This is a genomic window from Anaerocolumna cellulosilytica (genome assembly GCF_014218335.1).
Lineage (GTDB): Bacteria > Bacillota > Clostridia > Lachnospirales > Lachnospiraceae > Anaerocolumna > Anaerocolumna cellulosilytica.
Map to the genome: position 1 here is coordinate 3,468,862 of NZ_AP023367.1, position 15,677 is coordinate 3,484,538.

Here is a 15,677-nt window from a genome sequence, read left to right on the forward strand (position 1 = left end):
CTACTCACCTACCTTATAAGACATGGGTGCTACAACATAACCATCTGTCTGAATTGCTGTATCCGTACTGTAATTAATATATACTTTTACACCATTATCATAAGTAACTACTGTCAAGCCATTGGAAAACTGTTGGTGGTCTGTAATCATTGCGCCTTCGGTTTTTTCATGTATTGCTTTTAAATCCTTATAATAAGTAAGAATATACTCCTTATACACACTATATTTGGAACTGTACAAGTCAGAAGAATTGGTATATTGCAGATTAGCTGGATCCTCATAAGTTATATAAAAAGAAGGATTAATCCCCATCTCTGCCAGCTTTAAGAAGAATTCCTGTTTGTTTGCTTCAAAGTTGATGTACTCCGAATACATGGGCAGTACTCCTTTAAATACTATAGAGAGAAAAGGAACTTCTTCGTCTGTAAAAATGTAATTGGAGGAAGCAACCGGCATTTCATTCACACCGTCCGCATATTTCCAAAGATAAGCAAATGGTTTTTCCAGTAGCAGGCTAAACTCTGTATCCATTGCTTTTACAGCTTCTTCATAGGTCTTTGCCGTATTGGTTCTGGAATATACCTCCCCCTTGCTTGAATAGGTAAACAATATATTACTGATACCGCTTAACATAATATTTTCAATACCACTTTTTTTATAAGAGGCCGCTGCCTGTTTTAAATTTTGTGCAGAACGGACAGGCGTTAAAAAACGGAAACTTTTGAATACATCCTTATAGACATACTCCTGGTACACCCTTTTGGTTATCTGCTTCATAATATTAAAGTTGGCATTGTGAAAGGAGGGATTAATTCTAAGTGCATCCTGAGCCAGATAAAGATTAATTCCCTGGGCTTTGGCATCACTTATAAGCTTTGTCAGGGCTTTCGTTCCTCCTATATCTCCATCCGCTTTATAAGAAGTAACTGGAAAAGAATATACTCCGTCCTTCTGCCAGCCTTTATAGACAGAGACGATATCGGTCACTCCTGCCTCCCGCAGATTCTGATAAATCTCTCTTATGTTATGAACCGTAGTCATAGTTACGTTTCGCTTAAAGATTAACCAGTTTTCTTTATCAATCCCCAAAAAGTCCAGCTTCATCTGAAAGGAATCACTCTGTTTATGAATTTCTCCAGATTCTAACAGGTAACTACGGTAGTTTAGGGCAAGCCCCGTATAATCTGCCTTCTCTCCTGAAACAAATCGGTAATGTATTTTTATATCGAATTCATTTCGCTTTGCCTGTCTTGTAACGACAGACCCTTCCTTGTTCCCGGTAGGCTGTGTATAAATCTGGCGGAGGACAAATTTTGAACAAATCCAATTGTAATCCGTATAGGCTCCGTTGGGATAGGCTTCAATTTTAGCACTGTAATCTCCGCTTTCAATAATACCCAGATAGCCCATTTCGGAATCTGTATGTACCATACCAAATACCGGTGCCATAATCTTTTCAGCTTCATTCACACTTTGATATTCTCCCCAGAGCAGTGATAAGGTATAAGCTTCATCAAGCCCTGCATTCATCCCATATACGTATTGGGAAAAATTCGAAGAAAATCTGCCTTCATTATCTTCCAGATAAATTAAAGCTCCATTTCCATCAGGTATAAACATATACCCATTTCTCTCACCCAAATAGGTATTACCCAAAAATGGATATACATAAATTTCACCGATTTTGTATTCTTCAGAAGTTTCTACTATGGAATTATTAGGAATTTCTGCCGTGAAACCGTCCTCTGTTAGTGATACCTTTAATTCGAAACTTATACCATATTCCGTCATTGATACCTTCGCCAGAAAACCGTCTTCCTGTAAAGTTACTTCCTTTTTAGCACTCCTTACATCTACTGTTGTCGGAACGATATTAATGCCTTTTAACACCTGAAGCACCACACCTGACTTCATAAAAGACTGCCAGGTAGTATTACTTTTTCCATCATCCTCCTCCACAACCGACTCCATAACTGCTCCTGTCTTTTTATCCCTTATCAGTATAGACAGTGCTTCTTCCTTAAAGTACATTTGATAATTCCTGTTTTCCGCTATCAGATTGTGCTCCTTAATGCTGCTACCAGAACTTGAAACAAGAACTCCCTCCGGCAGAGACTGTTGTAATGAATATTCTGACTTCACTGCAAAATCCTCTGACTGGATTAGGTTTTTCTCTGCTTCATAACTTACTTTTTGCAAAGCCGTATCCATCCTATCTGGTAAAGCCTTGGTAGGTTTAGAAAACAGCAAGCTGAGCCCTGAGACGGTTATCACTACACCTACTGCAAGCAAACTAAATCGTCTGCAAGTAATGCTTTTTTTTCTATTCAAGCCGGTACACCACCTCTCCATAAATTGCCTGTATGAAATCTGCAACCTGAGACACTAAAACATATAAAATAAACAACAGCAAAACAGCAATTAACGCACAGAAAAATGTTAACAATATTACCCTTATGGTCTCCCTTACTGTGTAATTATTGATTTCCTTTACTGCCATAAACAGTAATATGGCTACCCAGGTATACAAGCAGAAATTAGAAAACCGTACCAGAAATACTTCGTTATATGTAATGATGTTACTGATAATTACTACAATGGGTTTTAAAATCATATAGGGTGCCAATGCATAGACAAAGGCGGTATAGAGCTGTTTGAAGGTTCCTTCTCCATCATTAATCGTACTGATCAAGTAAGTGCAGACCGTCATGAGCAGAAAGATTCCTATCATATAGAGCAGGTCTGTAAAGATATCATATCTCCCATCCATTACCCTCTTTAAAATAAATCCTGTAGCATATTTATTAATCAACACAATTGCCATAAACAGTACAAACAGGATACTAGAACTTACATAAGAAGCTTTGTATTCTCGTTTAATGCCGTAACAGCCGTCTATAGGATGTTTTATAAAATACCAGGTATAATGCAATCTATCCATAAGAGGTTTTTGCAGTGTTTTTTCTTTTGCGGCTATTACTTTTACAAAAACCTGTTTTTTCTTTTGGAGGTATTTTAAGAATTTAATAAATAAAGCCGTAAGAACAAGAAACCCTGCTCCCATAATCAGGTTTTGGTTCAGCCATATATTACGGACTTCCCAAAAAGCATCGGAATATCCCTGATAATCCTTCGCCATTCGAAAGTATTTTAAGGCCATTGGATAGTTTTCTTCCTGTAAATACGCCTGCCCCATAGCCATATTGGCGTAGTCAAATAAACTGTTCATATTAAGTATCTGATTCAGCGGCTCTTTACTTTTAGTATATTTTCCGCCCTGATATAGATACAATGCTTCATGTACCAGGTCTGCGAATTCCGTTGGCTTAAATATCTGAATTTCATTCTTTTCCTGATCCAGAACATATAATCGGTTCGTACGGTCAACACCGATTGCAACTGCCTTCTGAAACAAACCAATACGTAAACGTCCGGAATCCTTACCACCAAATACAAATAAGGTGCTTCCGTTTTTGTTGTATTCAAAAACATAGCCTTGCTCTGTAAGCATATAGATATTTTCATAATTCCCTACCGCTACGGCTGCCGGCAACTCATCATAACTGTCCGGCTCAATGAGATTTTTACCTGCAACATTTAGTTTCTTTAAGGAACCATACCTTGCCCCTTGCGTTGTAGTATAAACCAGACCCTTCCTATCAATAATCAGATTATTGGGGGTGGGCGGCAGATTCTTCGGCAGCTTGGCAAGCTGTTCGTCGGTGAGAACAATTCTTCGGAATATATCCAGTAAATTAACAGACGTCATATTCGTACCGAAATAGCCCAAAAAAGTACCGCCCTCCGTCGGGCTTATCTGTACAATGCCATTTGTATTGCCTTCACAGATAATATACATAATTCCTTTGGAATCTACTGCAATCTTCTGAGGTTTAAAGGACATGTTCTCACCATATAACGGATGCTCCGGTTTCGTATATTCTTTAATAACTTCCCCGTCTTTTTCAAAGACTACTACTTTACCGGCTTCTTTGTCAGCTACATATAATATTTTATCCTCTGTAACAAAGATACCTGAAGGATTTTTTAAGATTCCTTCCCCGTATACCCGAAGCAGGTTTCCTTCTATATCGGATACCAGTACCCGTTTCCCTTCGGTATCTGCTATGTATATTTCCTCTTCCTCGGTTATCTTCATATCTGAAGCACTTTTAAAAGACAAATCCCCAACCTTTGTAATGGATGACAAAGGAATATATGCAGTCTGGGTCTCCATAATCCTGCCATACCCATCCTGCGTAAAGGTCTTATATGGGGTATCCGCTAAAGCTTTAAAGGGCGAAACCATAAGGCTTGCAATCAGGCACAATGAAAAGAATAGCAAGCTTTTTTTCAGGCTGCGGCGCAGCATTTTATAACGCATATTCATACCTCCTCCATTTCTTATTCCTCTATTACTTATTCCTCTATTTAATACCCGAATGCGCCATTGTATTCATAACATTACGCTGCAATACAATAAACAGAATAAGATTTGGTATAAACATAATCAGAGAGGCCGCTGCTGCCATACCCTGACCGGCAATGCTATTGCTGCTGGCAGCACTGGTTAAGGTACTCATATAAAATGCCAGCGTACGCAGTCCATCATTACTGATATAATAGGTCGAACTTTGTAAGTCTCCCCACACCTGCTGGAAGGCGAGCAGAGCTCCCGTTGCTATGGCAGGTTTTATAAGCGGCAGAATTATCTTTCTGTAAACTCTGAAATCACTTGCTCCGTCAATGTATGCCGCTTCTATTAATGCGTCCGGTACCTGGTCAATAAACTGCTTTATCAAAAACAAACATACCGGCATGGAAATTAGTGGTAAGACATGTGCAAAATATGTATTGGTAATCCCTAGGGTATTAATCGTTAAGTACCTTGGAATCATAACTGCTACTGGAACAAACATCAGTGCTGCATTGTTTAATTCCATAATGGCGTACTTCCCTTTAAAGCGAAGCTTTGATAAAGCAAAGCCTGCTAAGGTTGATAATATGACTGCCCCCAGCACTACTAACAGTGTCACCAGCAGAGTATTGAATACATATCTGCTAAGGGGAATCCCAGAGGTTCTCGCTGTTCGAAACAGATTCTCAAAATTATCAAGACTTGGTCTTGATACAAAAAATCTAGGCGGATATGCAAACAATTCATCCATTGGCTTGAAGGCATGGCAAAATATAAATATAATAGGAAATAACATAAATAAAGCGAGAGGCAGAACCATCAGTATGATCTTTATTTGTCCCCGCTCAAATTTCTTAGGGTTTATCTTGCTTCCCTTGTAACCAGCCATACTTAACTCCTCCTCTCTAATCTTCTGTAAACAGTCGTTTGGAAACCGTTGAAAACACATATACAATTCCTAAGAGTACAACGGAAACCGCCGCAGCATACCCCATTTCATAACGGATAAATCCGTAATCTTCGATATGATTCACTATTAACTGCCCCGCATAGCCAGGCGTTGGGTTTGCCCCTGACAGCTGTACACCTATGGCTCCGTTTTGGAATGCCCCAACAATTGTCATGACTGCCGCGAACAGCATCTGGGGTTTCATGGTTGGAATGGTTATATATATCATTTCCTGAAAACGGTTCTTTACACCATCAATCGCTGCTGCTTCATACAAGCTTTCATCTGAATTAAGTATCCCGGCAAGGATGGCTAAAAATCCAACCCCCATACTACTCCATAATCCTATTATGATTATAATAGGGAGGAGGAATCTGGTATCGACAAGCCATCGAATTGGTTCCGTTATAATGCCAGCCTGAATCAGCCAGGCATTTATGTAACCGGTCTGATCTCCGCTAAAGAGTATCTTCCATAGAGCTGTCATAGCAACACCTGATGTTATTGACGGAGAATATAAAATCAATGCCAATATCGTTCTTGGTGCCGGTGAAATCTGTGCCAGTGCCCAAGCCAGTAAAAAGGACAGGGCATAACCACCAGGTCCGACTATCAATGCATAGGTTACAGTATTGGGTAATACATACTGCATAAAGATTTCGTCTTTGGTTAGAAGGGTAACATAATTCATAAATCCGACAAAACTTGGCTTTTCTATGGTATTAAAGTTTGTAAAAGATAATCCGATGGCTATGGCTATAGGAACAATAATAAATATTATAAACAATATCAGGTAAGGACCCAAAAATACATAAGCCTGCTTGTTACCATATTCTTTTCTGGCAATCTTATTTCTTTTTTTCATCTGCTAACCATTCTTGCCTTTCTATGATTCTATCTAATCTGCCCTGGCAGCTTCAACCAAGGCATGCTTGCTCTCATCACACTCTTGCGCCTTTTAACACCATACCTTTCTATTTTGATGACCGGTTATAAAACTGAACCATCTTAAATAGAAAGGTATCTGCACATTTTGAGCAAACGCTACTACTCCCCATTTAATATCTGTCTGACCGTTTTAAGATCCGGCACCAGATATTCCTTTATTTCTCTGCCATCGGCAGACAGGTAGCCGAATTCCATCAGTTTTCTTTCTGTTTCACGATTAATCCTCTTCACTGCGGAGTCAATGGTAATTCTTAAGTCTTTTCCATCAACCACCACTTTGTTATAAGAGTTACTTAATTCTCTTTCCAACATATAGGTACCAAGGATTCTAGGCGCTTCCAACATCCATTCAGTTTGCTTAAGGATAACCTTCTTATCTTCACTCTTCCAGGGAAGTTCTAAAAAAGCCTCTACATTTGCCGTATTCCAGATATATTCATCACCATAGGTAATCTGTAATGTTTGCCCGAATTCTATCTGTGTGTCCTTATTCGTCCACCACTTTAAATATTCCCAGGCCATGTCTTCCCGCTCCTGTGTACTGTTAAAAATAACACAACTTTCAGCACCTCCGGAAGCATAGCGTTTAATCTCTCCGTCTTCACCCTTAACCCCCGGAAGCAGCGCAATATCCCAGGAATTAGCGATTTCTGGTGCTGCATTAGTAAGTAGATTATACATGTTGTACTCTGCTATACCAATTGGCATATCACCGTTACGAAAATGCTGATAAAAACTGGGTACATCTACGGGCAGATTGTATACAGTGAATAATTCTGTTAATTCTGTTAATCCCCTTATTGCTGCATCACTGTTAACAGCCGTATTACCTGCCGTTTTTCCATACAGGGAAGCCCCATGCTGAAATAATAAAGGCGTTGTTCCATGAAAGGTTTTTAAAGATGACATTCCGGCTGTGGGGTAATAAAAATTTAATCCTCTCATTTGAAGTTCTGGAAGCATTTCCTTAACCTCGTCTATGGTATCAGGAACTTCAAGACCTAATTTACTTAATATGTCCGTCCGGTAATATAACACCCAAAAATTGATAGTCTCCGGTACCGCATAGATACCATCACCAATTACAGCAGGAATTAGGAGTCCTTCTACATTTCTTGAAAGGACCTCTTTATAATCCTCAAACTCCGTCAAATCTTTTATTGCCCCTCTAATACCAAGCTCAAATGGAATGGAATAATTAATGGAGGCAGCTACATCCGGCGCATCACCAGATGCGTTAGCAAGAACCAGCTTATTCTGATCCGGCATAATAGATATATCCACTTTTATACCTGTTTTTGGCGTAAAGCTTTCATCAATCATCTTTTGCAGGATTTCTACATGTTGTCTCGAACGATTAACCCACACTTGCAAATGCTCTTTATTGACATTTGCCAAAGAATAGGATTGGTTCGTAAAGGAAGAAAAAAATCTTGCTGTGTTTAAATAAATACTTTTAAAGACACCGGCACCTTTCGGGAGTTTTGCCTCCTCTTGAAAGATATATATTTTATCAAGGCTTAAAGCATTTCGGTTAACGATATCTATAAGATTGGCCAAATACTGGATTACCGAATTAGAACTCTGCGCTAATTCATTAATCCGATAAGGGATATGATTCGGTTCTTTGGCAAGGCTTCTTAACCGGTTAGAGGCTATACTAAGAGAAGAAAACGCCGCTATTTTTTTTACTTTAGGATTATACTGCTTTATGCTGTCTTGAAGGGCATCTAATTGGTCAGCCCAGTGAATAAGCCGCTCCTGTACATCAGGTATGTATTTTACAAGATCTAAATCTCTATATTTATCCTTGTTCTTTCCTGCCACCTTTGTTATTTCAAGGGTCAGGTCATTGATTTCACTCATAATACGGTCAACTGCTTCCAGTACATGACGGGTATTATCTCCATTAATAGTTAAAGACAGGGTATGGTCTCCTGCTTCTAAATAGATAGACACATTCTCTGCATCCGCATCTTTTACCACTAGATTTTTATAGCTTCTGGAGTAGGCAAAGGGATATGCCTTAAATACTGCTGCCGGTATTTCACCATCAATCCGTATGTCACCAAATACGGGGAAATCTGTCTTATCAGATTGCTTATATGCAAAGCCTATATTATAATACCCCTGCTCTTTTACTGTAAATTCATAGGTAACTGATTGCCCGGTTTCTTTAAAGGAAGCTCCATCCAAAACATTTAATACTTTATGTGATGTTTTATAGGGCGTTAAAGCAGTATCAAATTCAGAGCTTGGTCTTATGGAGGAATCGTTCCGGTAAGCCATATCCTCGGCTTCCAGTACAATAAGGGCCTCCCCCCCTGCTGCCTCTTCTTTTTTATATTCAGAATGTTCCCATCCACTATCTAAATAGATATTGCCTAACAGCAGACTTCCCTCAGAAACTGTTAAGTCAATTCGGTTCTCTCCCTTTTTTAACTCCAAGGCAAGTGGTTCTGAATACCGGTAACTTGCATCCATTAAATATTTATGTTCCCATTGGATTAATTTTTCAGGTACAGATACAATCTCGTTACCATAACGATCATAACTGCTTTCTCCTTTGTCAACCCAGGTGCTTTCAAAAACCAGCCGTCTTGCTTCATAAAAAGGCACTTCCCCATTCAAAACAAGTGACATCTGAACAGGCAGGATTGACTCTGAATATGACAAATAGTCAAAACTTATATAATATCTGGCATCTTCCGGTGCACGAATAAGTAACGATCCTGTATCACCTAGTTCCAGGTTAAGTACTTTGTTTTTATACTCATAATTGTCGGCCGTAAGACTGCCGTCTGAACCCTCTACATACGCTTCTTCTATGGAATATTCCTGTTTTTCACCCGAATAAATACCATACGTATAATTATTCTTAACAACCGTATAGTTCCTTCCAATCATTTCATTGGAATACTCTACCTCTTTAGGTGTAGAAGTGTCTAGTGCTTCCTGATTATTTTCTGTCTCTGCAAAGCCGCTTATGCTGCCGGTTAAAACGGTAACCATGACCGCTAACGCAATAAAACGGCTTAACTTCTTCCGCCTCATACCTTATTCCTCCATGCCTCTAAAATACTTTAGTTTTTCAAAACCATTTTATTTACACTAAATTATTTTAGTATTTTGTAAACTATGTATTCATTATATATAAATATTTTCTAAAAGTCAAGAATAAAAATATTTTTTTTGTGCATTTCTAACAAATGAAAGCTGATTATTTATTATTAGCTATAAAAACAACTAAATATAGGCACTGTTTTATATTTTTCAGTACTATTGATTTATTTTAGATTTTGCTTTATAATGTTTTAATACTTCTAAAAAAGGGAGGCATCATGCATGATGCATATTAAGACACTGGATGAAGGCTTGGATGTATTTAAAGCTCTTGGCTCAGAAATTAGAATTTCAATCATAAAGCTATTATTAAAAAATAAGGGCATGAATATGAATGAGCTTGCTACCAGCTTAAAGATTACTAACGGCGCTTTAACCAGTCATATAAAAAAATTAGAGGATTGCGGTATTGTCACTATTGTTAGTGAATCTGCCGGTCACGGAAATCAAAAGAAATGTATGGTCCACCTGGATAAGATTTTAGTTGAATTGGAAAGCGAAGAATTTAAGAAAAATATTTATGAAACTGAACTTAAAATCGGTCACTATTCGGATTATCAGGTATACCCTACCTGCGGACTAGCCACCTCTTCCCAGCTTATTGGTGAAGTTGATGATGCCAGATACTTCGCTCACCCTAGCCGTATTGACAGTGATATCCTATGGTTTACCAGAGGTTATGTGGAATATATGATACCTAATTTTTTACCTGTATCACAAAAAATTGACCAAATCACTATTTCAGCAGAATTAAGCTCTGAGGCACCCGGCGTTAACAACGTATGGCCTTCAGATATTTATTTTCACCTGAATGATACGTGTCTTGGAATGTGGACCAGCCCAGGCGATTTCGGCGATGTAAAAGGTATCTTTACTCCTGACTGGTGGTATCCCAACTGGAATCAGTATGGACTTCTAAAACTAATTGTAATTAACGAGAATGGAACTTTTATCGATGGATTACAGATATCAGAGGTATCTTTAAAAGATTTGAATCTTGATTACAGAAGCAATATCAAATTTAAGTTTGCTATACCGGAAAGCGCAGAACATGTGGGGGGATTAACTATCTTTGGACGCAACTTTGGTAATTACAATCAGGATATAAAAGTTCGTATTCATTATAGCCCGATTGACGAAATCAGTAATTCAGCCAATTCCTAAAAATCTACCGACTGGCAGATTAAGGAATAGTAGTATTTTCAATAAAATAACCACAGAATTTTCTGTGGTTATTTTTTAACGAAAACTGCACATTACCTTGGTTTTTTCAGCAACCATAATTACGCTTAATAAAACGCGTCTTTTTTTATTCTTTTTATATATTTTTCACAAACTATAAATTTATAAACTTTTATAATGCACATTCAATACTTGGCAAATTTACTCCGAGTACTTCTAAATTATTTTATCTATCGCTAAATAAACTATAGTATTTTACAGTTTCTTGTATTTATTGTGAATTAATTGACAATGACAACAACTATCTAACATTCCATTTATTATTCTATTGCATGTATACCACTGCCCCATATTGCAATGCCATTCTTAGAAAGTGCTGTAAAAGTCATAACATTCTTCTTACCAGGTTCATCCCATTGTATATTCACCACCCCTTTATATACTTCTTCTCCAAGGGTTATCTCTATAGCAGTTCCATCCTCTTTCAGCTTCCAGCTTCCTGTAGCCGCACCACTAATAGAAGAATCACTTTTTAATTCTATCAATTCCGATCTAACAACCTCTGGAGTAATAGTGTTACTATGATTAATATACTTATAGATTCCGACTACTTCATCGTCTGTATAATTACCTAGTGTTTCCCCAACATATCGGTAAGGCGAAACAACCGGCCATCCGTCTTCATTCATATACATCTGATGAACCCGTACCTCATGGGCTTCCCCTCTGGCTTCAAATCTGGTATGAAAAATCAAAAAATATTTACCGCTTTCCTCTTCATAAAAGGTTGAGTTATGCCCAGGCGATATATAACCCGTTCTTATCTTACTTTCTTCTCCTTCAATCCAATCAAAACGATAATTTCCCATTAGCTTTGTACCATACTTAAAAATAGATGCATCACTGAAAAAAGTTCCGGTTGCTCCTTTACAGTCAATCATATCCTTCCCTGCTGCATCATAATAAGGGCCATCCGGATTCTTAGAACGCGCAACACGTATATTATAACCTCCGTCCGCTGCTAATCCGCCATAAGATAAAAACAGGTAATAATATTTAGTTTCCGGACTGTATTGCACATAGGGCCCTTCAATTCGTACATGGTTTCCTCCCAGTATCTTCTTCCCATATCCACTTTCTAAGGGAAAGCCTGTTGCTTTATTCATCTCCAGAACAAATATACCGCCTGAATAGGAGCCATACATCATCCATAATCTTCCTTCTGCGTCAAAATACAGGCAAGGATCAACCACATTAGGTTGTCTTACCGCATCGTAACGGTCTCCGTCTTCACTTGGCATATCAGCTCCCATACCAGACTTTAGAATGATACCCAAATCTTTATAAGGTCCCTCTACCTTATCAGCCACTGCGATACCAAGGCTTGCCAGCGGAGAGCTCCCCTCACAGGTGCAGTAATACATATAAAATCTTCCGTCTGCTAGTTGAATCACATCCGGTGCCCAAAACGTATCTGTTTTAGCCCATTCAAAGGCTTCCTTCATTTCTGTTCTAGCATCAGATATAATGGGATTGTTTGCCGTTACACCGGAACCTATTAATGTCCAGTCAAGGAAATCTTTCGTCTTTGCACCTGCAAGATGAGATCCAAATACGTAATAAGTTCCTTCCGCCTTTATCACAGAAGGGTCGTGCACTGACACATTCTTAAAGCTATAGTTTACCGGATTATCCGCTGTAAGCTTTATATTTTCTCCTATTGAAATTTTATCGTTATTCTTCACATACTGCTCTGTATCTTCCACAATACCGTCCCCCTTATTATCCTTATCTTTACTTTCCTCTACTTCCACCAAGGTTTTGTTTTTTACGACAGGAATCTCTCCATTCCCCTTATCAGCACACCCGGCAGTTAAACCCATACATAGCATACACATCCCTATGAGTAATTTTTTATTCACCCTTACCAACTCCTTTATTATTTATCCAAAGTAATTGCGAACCCTTATTTACGACTGAAACCAGCTAAATCACCAAAAGACAGATTATGATTCTTGGTAAGTCATCTTTACTTTGGTGCTTTTTACCTACTGTTAACCTCCAGACTTATCATTTCACAATTACCTATTTTAATTATCCTGTTTCTGAAATTCAAATACCGGCATACCATCGTCATTCCATTCCACTTCTAACATCATGGTATGACGATTGGGATCACGTAAAGGATCTCCCACAATTTCATCATACTGCCTGGCATGGAATATCATAATATCTTTTGTTCCGTCCTCGGACTTTGTAAAACTGTTATGTCCCGGTCCGTATATGCCTTTTTCTTCATCCGTTTTTAGAACCGGATAACGTACTTTCCTCCAGGAGGCCGGGTCCAGCAAATCCGCATCCGCATCTGCATACATTAGCCCCACACAATAACATGCTCCCGTTCCACTAGCTGAAAAAGCCAGGAAGATTCTGTTATCATGCTTAAGGATAGCTGGTCCCTCATCAACCCAGTACATTACTCTCTCCCAATCATAATCCGGTGTAGTAAGCAGAACCTGAACCGTTTTTAGTTTCCAAGGCGTCTCCATCTCCGCAATATATAGATTGGAAATCATCTTACCTACACCTACTTTTTCTGCCCATATATAGTATTTCTTTCCATTATGCTCGAATACTGTAGCATCCAGAGAGAAAGCCCGGAAAGAGAATTCATCTTCATTAGCGCACTGCATCATACCTAACTCTTCCCATTCTCCTGTTAAGGGATTCTCATCCTTACACATAAGTACATAGGGTCTTATCTGCCAGATTTTTTCTGCTTCTCCTGCGGCAAAGTAGATGTACCATTTGCCGTCCAGATAGTGAATTTCAGGAGCCCAGATATGATATCCCATAATTCCGGTATCATGCTTATTCCAGACAACCACTTCTTTAGCATTGACAATTCCCTTAATTTCTTTAGATTTACGTAAAATAATCCTATCATATTCAGGAACAGATGCCGTAAAATAATAATATCCATCCATATGTTTATACACAAAAGGATCCGCCCGCTGTTCTACAAGCGGCGTATTATAAGCTGTTTTTCTAAAATTTTCCTTCGTCATTTTTAAATCTCCTATTCACTCTCATAGTTCCTACGCCATACTATTTTATACAATCCAAACTTTTATTAGCGTATTGTTAAAATATTTTATTATATTCTAAACTATAAATATATATTATATTTATTTTAATTAAATGTCAACTCTTTTTCACTTACCCTATCCCAAACCTCTGAACCATTTTTGATAATGTCTTAAGTAACCACAAGTGATTATGTCCCAAATGAGTAATCCATGTTACACTATATCCTCATGACTTACAGATGAGGAGACATTATGAGAAAGGTCAAGTTGACTATGAATGAAGAAAAACGTTATGAAGTAATAAAGAAGTTAGTAGACACAAACGGAAATAAAAAGAATGCTGCCTTGAAGATCGGTTGCACCGAAAGACATATCAATAGAATGATTGCAGGATATAAACGTGATGGTAAATCCTTTTTTATACATGGAAACAGAGGTCGGACTCCTGCTCATGCTCTTTCAAAAGAAACCAAGCAAACTGTCCTAGATTTATATCGTAGTAAGTACTTCGATACGAATTTTACTCATTGTATCGAGCTTCTAGAGAAGTATGAGGGAATTTCTATTTCTGTATCTACATTGAACTCTATTTTAGAAAAAGAATATATTCTTTCTCCAAAAGCTACCCGATCAAAAAAAAGAAAAACCAAACTAAAACTTAAACATTTGAAAACACAAACTAAATCTAAAAAGATACTAGCAGAGTTGCAATCCAATATCGTTGCAATCGAGGATGCACATTCCAGACGTCCTAGATGTGCTTATTTTGGCGAAATGCTTCAAATGGATGCTTCGATCCACTTGTGGTTCGGTGATACGAAAACTCAGCTTCACATCGCTGTCGATGATGCAACTGGTACTATTGTCGGTGCTTACTTTGATGAACAAGAAACTTTAAAAGGATACTACAATGTGTTTCATCAAGTACTTACTGAGTATGGTATTCCCTATTTATTTTTTACCGATAACCGTACAGTTTTTGAATATAAACAAAAAAACGCCCCTTCTATCGAAGAGGACACATACACACAATTCGCTTATGCTTGTAAACAGCTAGGTGTTGAAATCAAGACCAGCAGTATACCACAAGCAAAAGGTCGAGTGGAACGATTGTTCCAAACCTTACAATCTCGCCTACCAGTCGAATTACGCCTGGCAGGCATAAACACACTTAGCGAAGCAAATGCATTCTTAAACTCCTACATAAAAGAATACAATGCCAAGTTTGCTCTAGAGACCAATCTTATCAAATCTGTCTTTGAAAAGCAACCCGTTTTAGAAGAAATAAATCTTGTTCTTTCTGTTCTTACAGAAAGAAAGATAGATAATGGACACTGTTTGAAGTTTAAAAATAAGTATTTTAAGACACTTGATAAGAACGGGCATCAGGTACACTTTTATAAGGGGACAAAGGCAATGGTAATAGAAGCATTTGACGGTAATAAATACTGTTGTATAGATGAGAGTATTTATGCGCTAGAAGCAATTCCGTCACATGAGAAAATATCAAAAAACTTTGATCTTACGCTGTCGCAGAATAAAACAATAAAGCGGAAGATACCAGGGATGCATCATCCTTGGAGAAGGCAAGAATTCTGGCGTTTTGTTAAAATGCAGGAACACCACTGGAATGATGAAGTCCCTGCTTAAATAGATAAAAGCACCAGCCACAGCTGGTGCTAATGTTTAAAATTTATTAGGACATTCTCAAAAATGCTTGACACTCTTTTTCACTTACCCTATCCCAAACCCGAAGACACCTTCAAAAACCCTTAGAGTTCTTACAGTTGCTATTCAAAAATAGTCTTCCATATAATACATATATTACAAAAGGCACAATGAAGAATGTTCCTTACTGTTCCCAGCTTTAAAAAAACATCGTAATAACAGCCGATGTACCGTCTACCGGTTCACCATAAAGGCTTTATTACGATGTGTTAAACAAAATAAAAAGACTCATTTTTTAATT

General features: G+C 38.0%; 9 protein-coding genes. 2 read left to right on the forward strand and 7 right to left on the reverse strand.

From position 1 onward, the window contains the following. From acsn021_RS14360 to acsn021_RS14380, 5 genes are all read right to left on the reverse strand, one after another. Entirely contained in the window at positions 1-2,331 is a 2,331-nt protein-coding gene (locus acsn021_RS14360; RefSeq protein WP_184094004.1) for a DUF5696 domain-containing protein, read from the reverse strand. Beyond that, on the reverse strand, positions 2,324-4,384 hold the full coding sequence (locus acsn021_RS14365; protein WP_243167930.1) for a YIP1 family protein: 2,061 nt from the start codon (positions 4,382-4,384) through the stop codon (positions 2,324-2,326). The genes acsn021_RS14360 and acsn021_RS14365 overlap by 8 nt, the downstream gene beginning before the upstream one ends. 43 nt (positions 4,385-4,427) lie before the next feature. Continuing rightward, the gene (locus acsn021_RS14370; protein ID WP_184094007.1) at positions 4,428-5,306 is read right to left on the reverse strand and encodes a carbohydrate ABC transporter permease; all 879 of its coding nucleotides are present in this window, start codon (positions 5,304-5,306) and stop codon (positions 4,428-4,430) included. 16 nt (positions 5,307-5,322) lie between these two features. Then, complete coding sequence (locus acsn021_RS14375) at positions 5,323-6,231, reverse strand: carbohydrate ABC transporter permease (protein WP_184094009.1); 909 nt, start codon at positions 6,229-6,231, stop codon at positions 5,323-5,325. Between the two features lie 182 nt (positions 6,232-6,413). Then, positions 6,414-9,368, reverse strand: coding sequence for an extracellular solute-binding protein (locus tag acsn021_RS14380; RefSeq protein WP_184094011.1), 2,955 nt, complete (start codon positions 9,366-9,368; stop codon positions 6,414-6,416). 291 nt (positions 9,369-9,659) lie between these two features. Between acsn021_RS14380 and acsn021_RS14385 the strand changes: the two genes are divergently transcribed. Next, entirely contained in the window at positions 9,660-10,601 is a 942-nt protein-coding gene (locus tag acsn021_RS14385) for an ArsR/SmtB family transcription factor (RefSeq protein ID WP_184094013.1), read from the forward strand. Positions 10,602-10,939: 338 nt separating this feature from the next. Here the strand turns inward: acsn021_RS14385 and acsn021_RS14390 are convergent, their stop codons facing one another. Continuing rightward, a complete protein-coding gene (locus tag acsn021_RS14390) occupies positions 10,940-12,541 on the reverse strand; it encodes a glycoside hydrolase family 43 protein (RefSeq protein ID WP_243182298.1) in 1,602 nt (533 codons plus the stop codon). 168 nt (positions 12,542-12,709) lie between these two features. Further along, complete coding sequence (locus tag acsn021_RS14395; RefSeq protein WP_184094015.1) at positions 12,710-13,687, reverse strand: glycoside hydrolase family 43 protein; 978 nt, start codon at positions 13,685-13,687, stop codon at positions 12,710-12,712. A 294-nt stretch (positions 13,688-13,981) separates the two neighbouring features. Here acsn021_RS14395 and acsn021_RS14400 point away from each other — a divergent pair, with 294 nt between their 5' ends. Further along, positions 13,982-15,358, forward strand: a complete 1,377-nt coding sequence (locus tag acsn021_RS14400) for an ISNCY family transposase (RefSeq protein WP_185265013.1) — start codon at positions 13,982-13,984, stop codon at positions 15,356-15,358. The last annotated feature ends 319 nt before the right edge of the window (positions 15,359-15,677 follow it).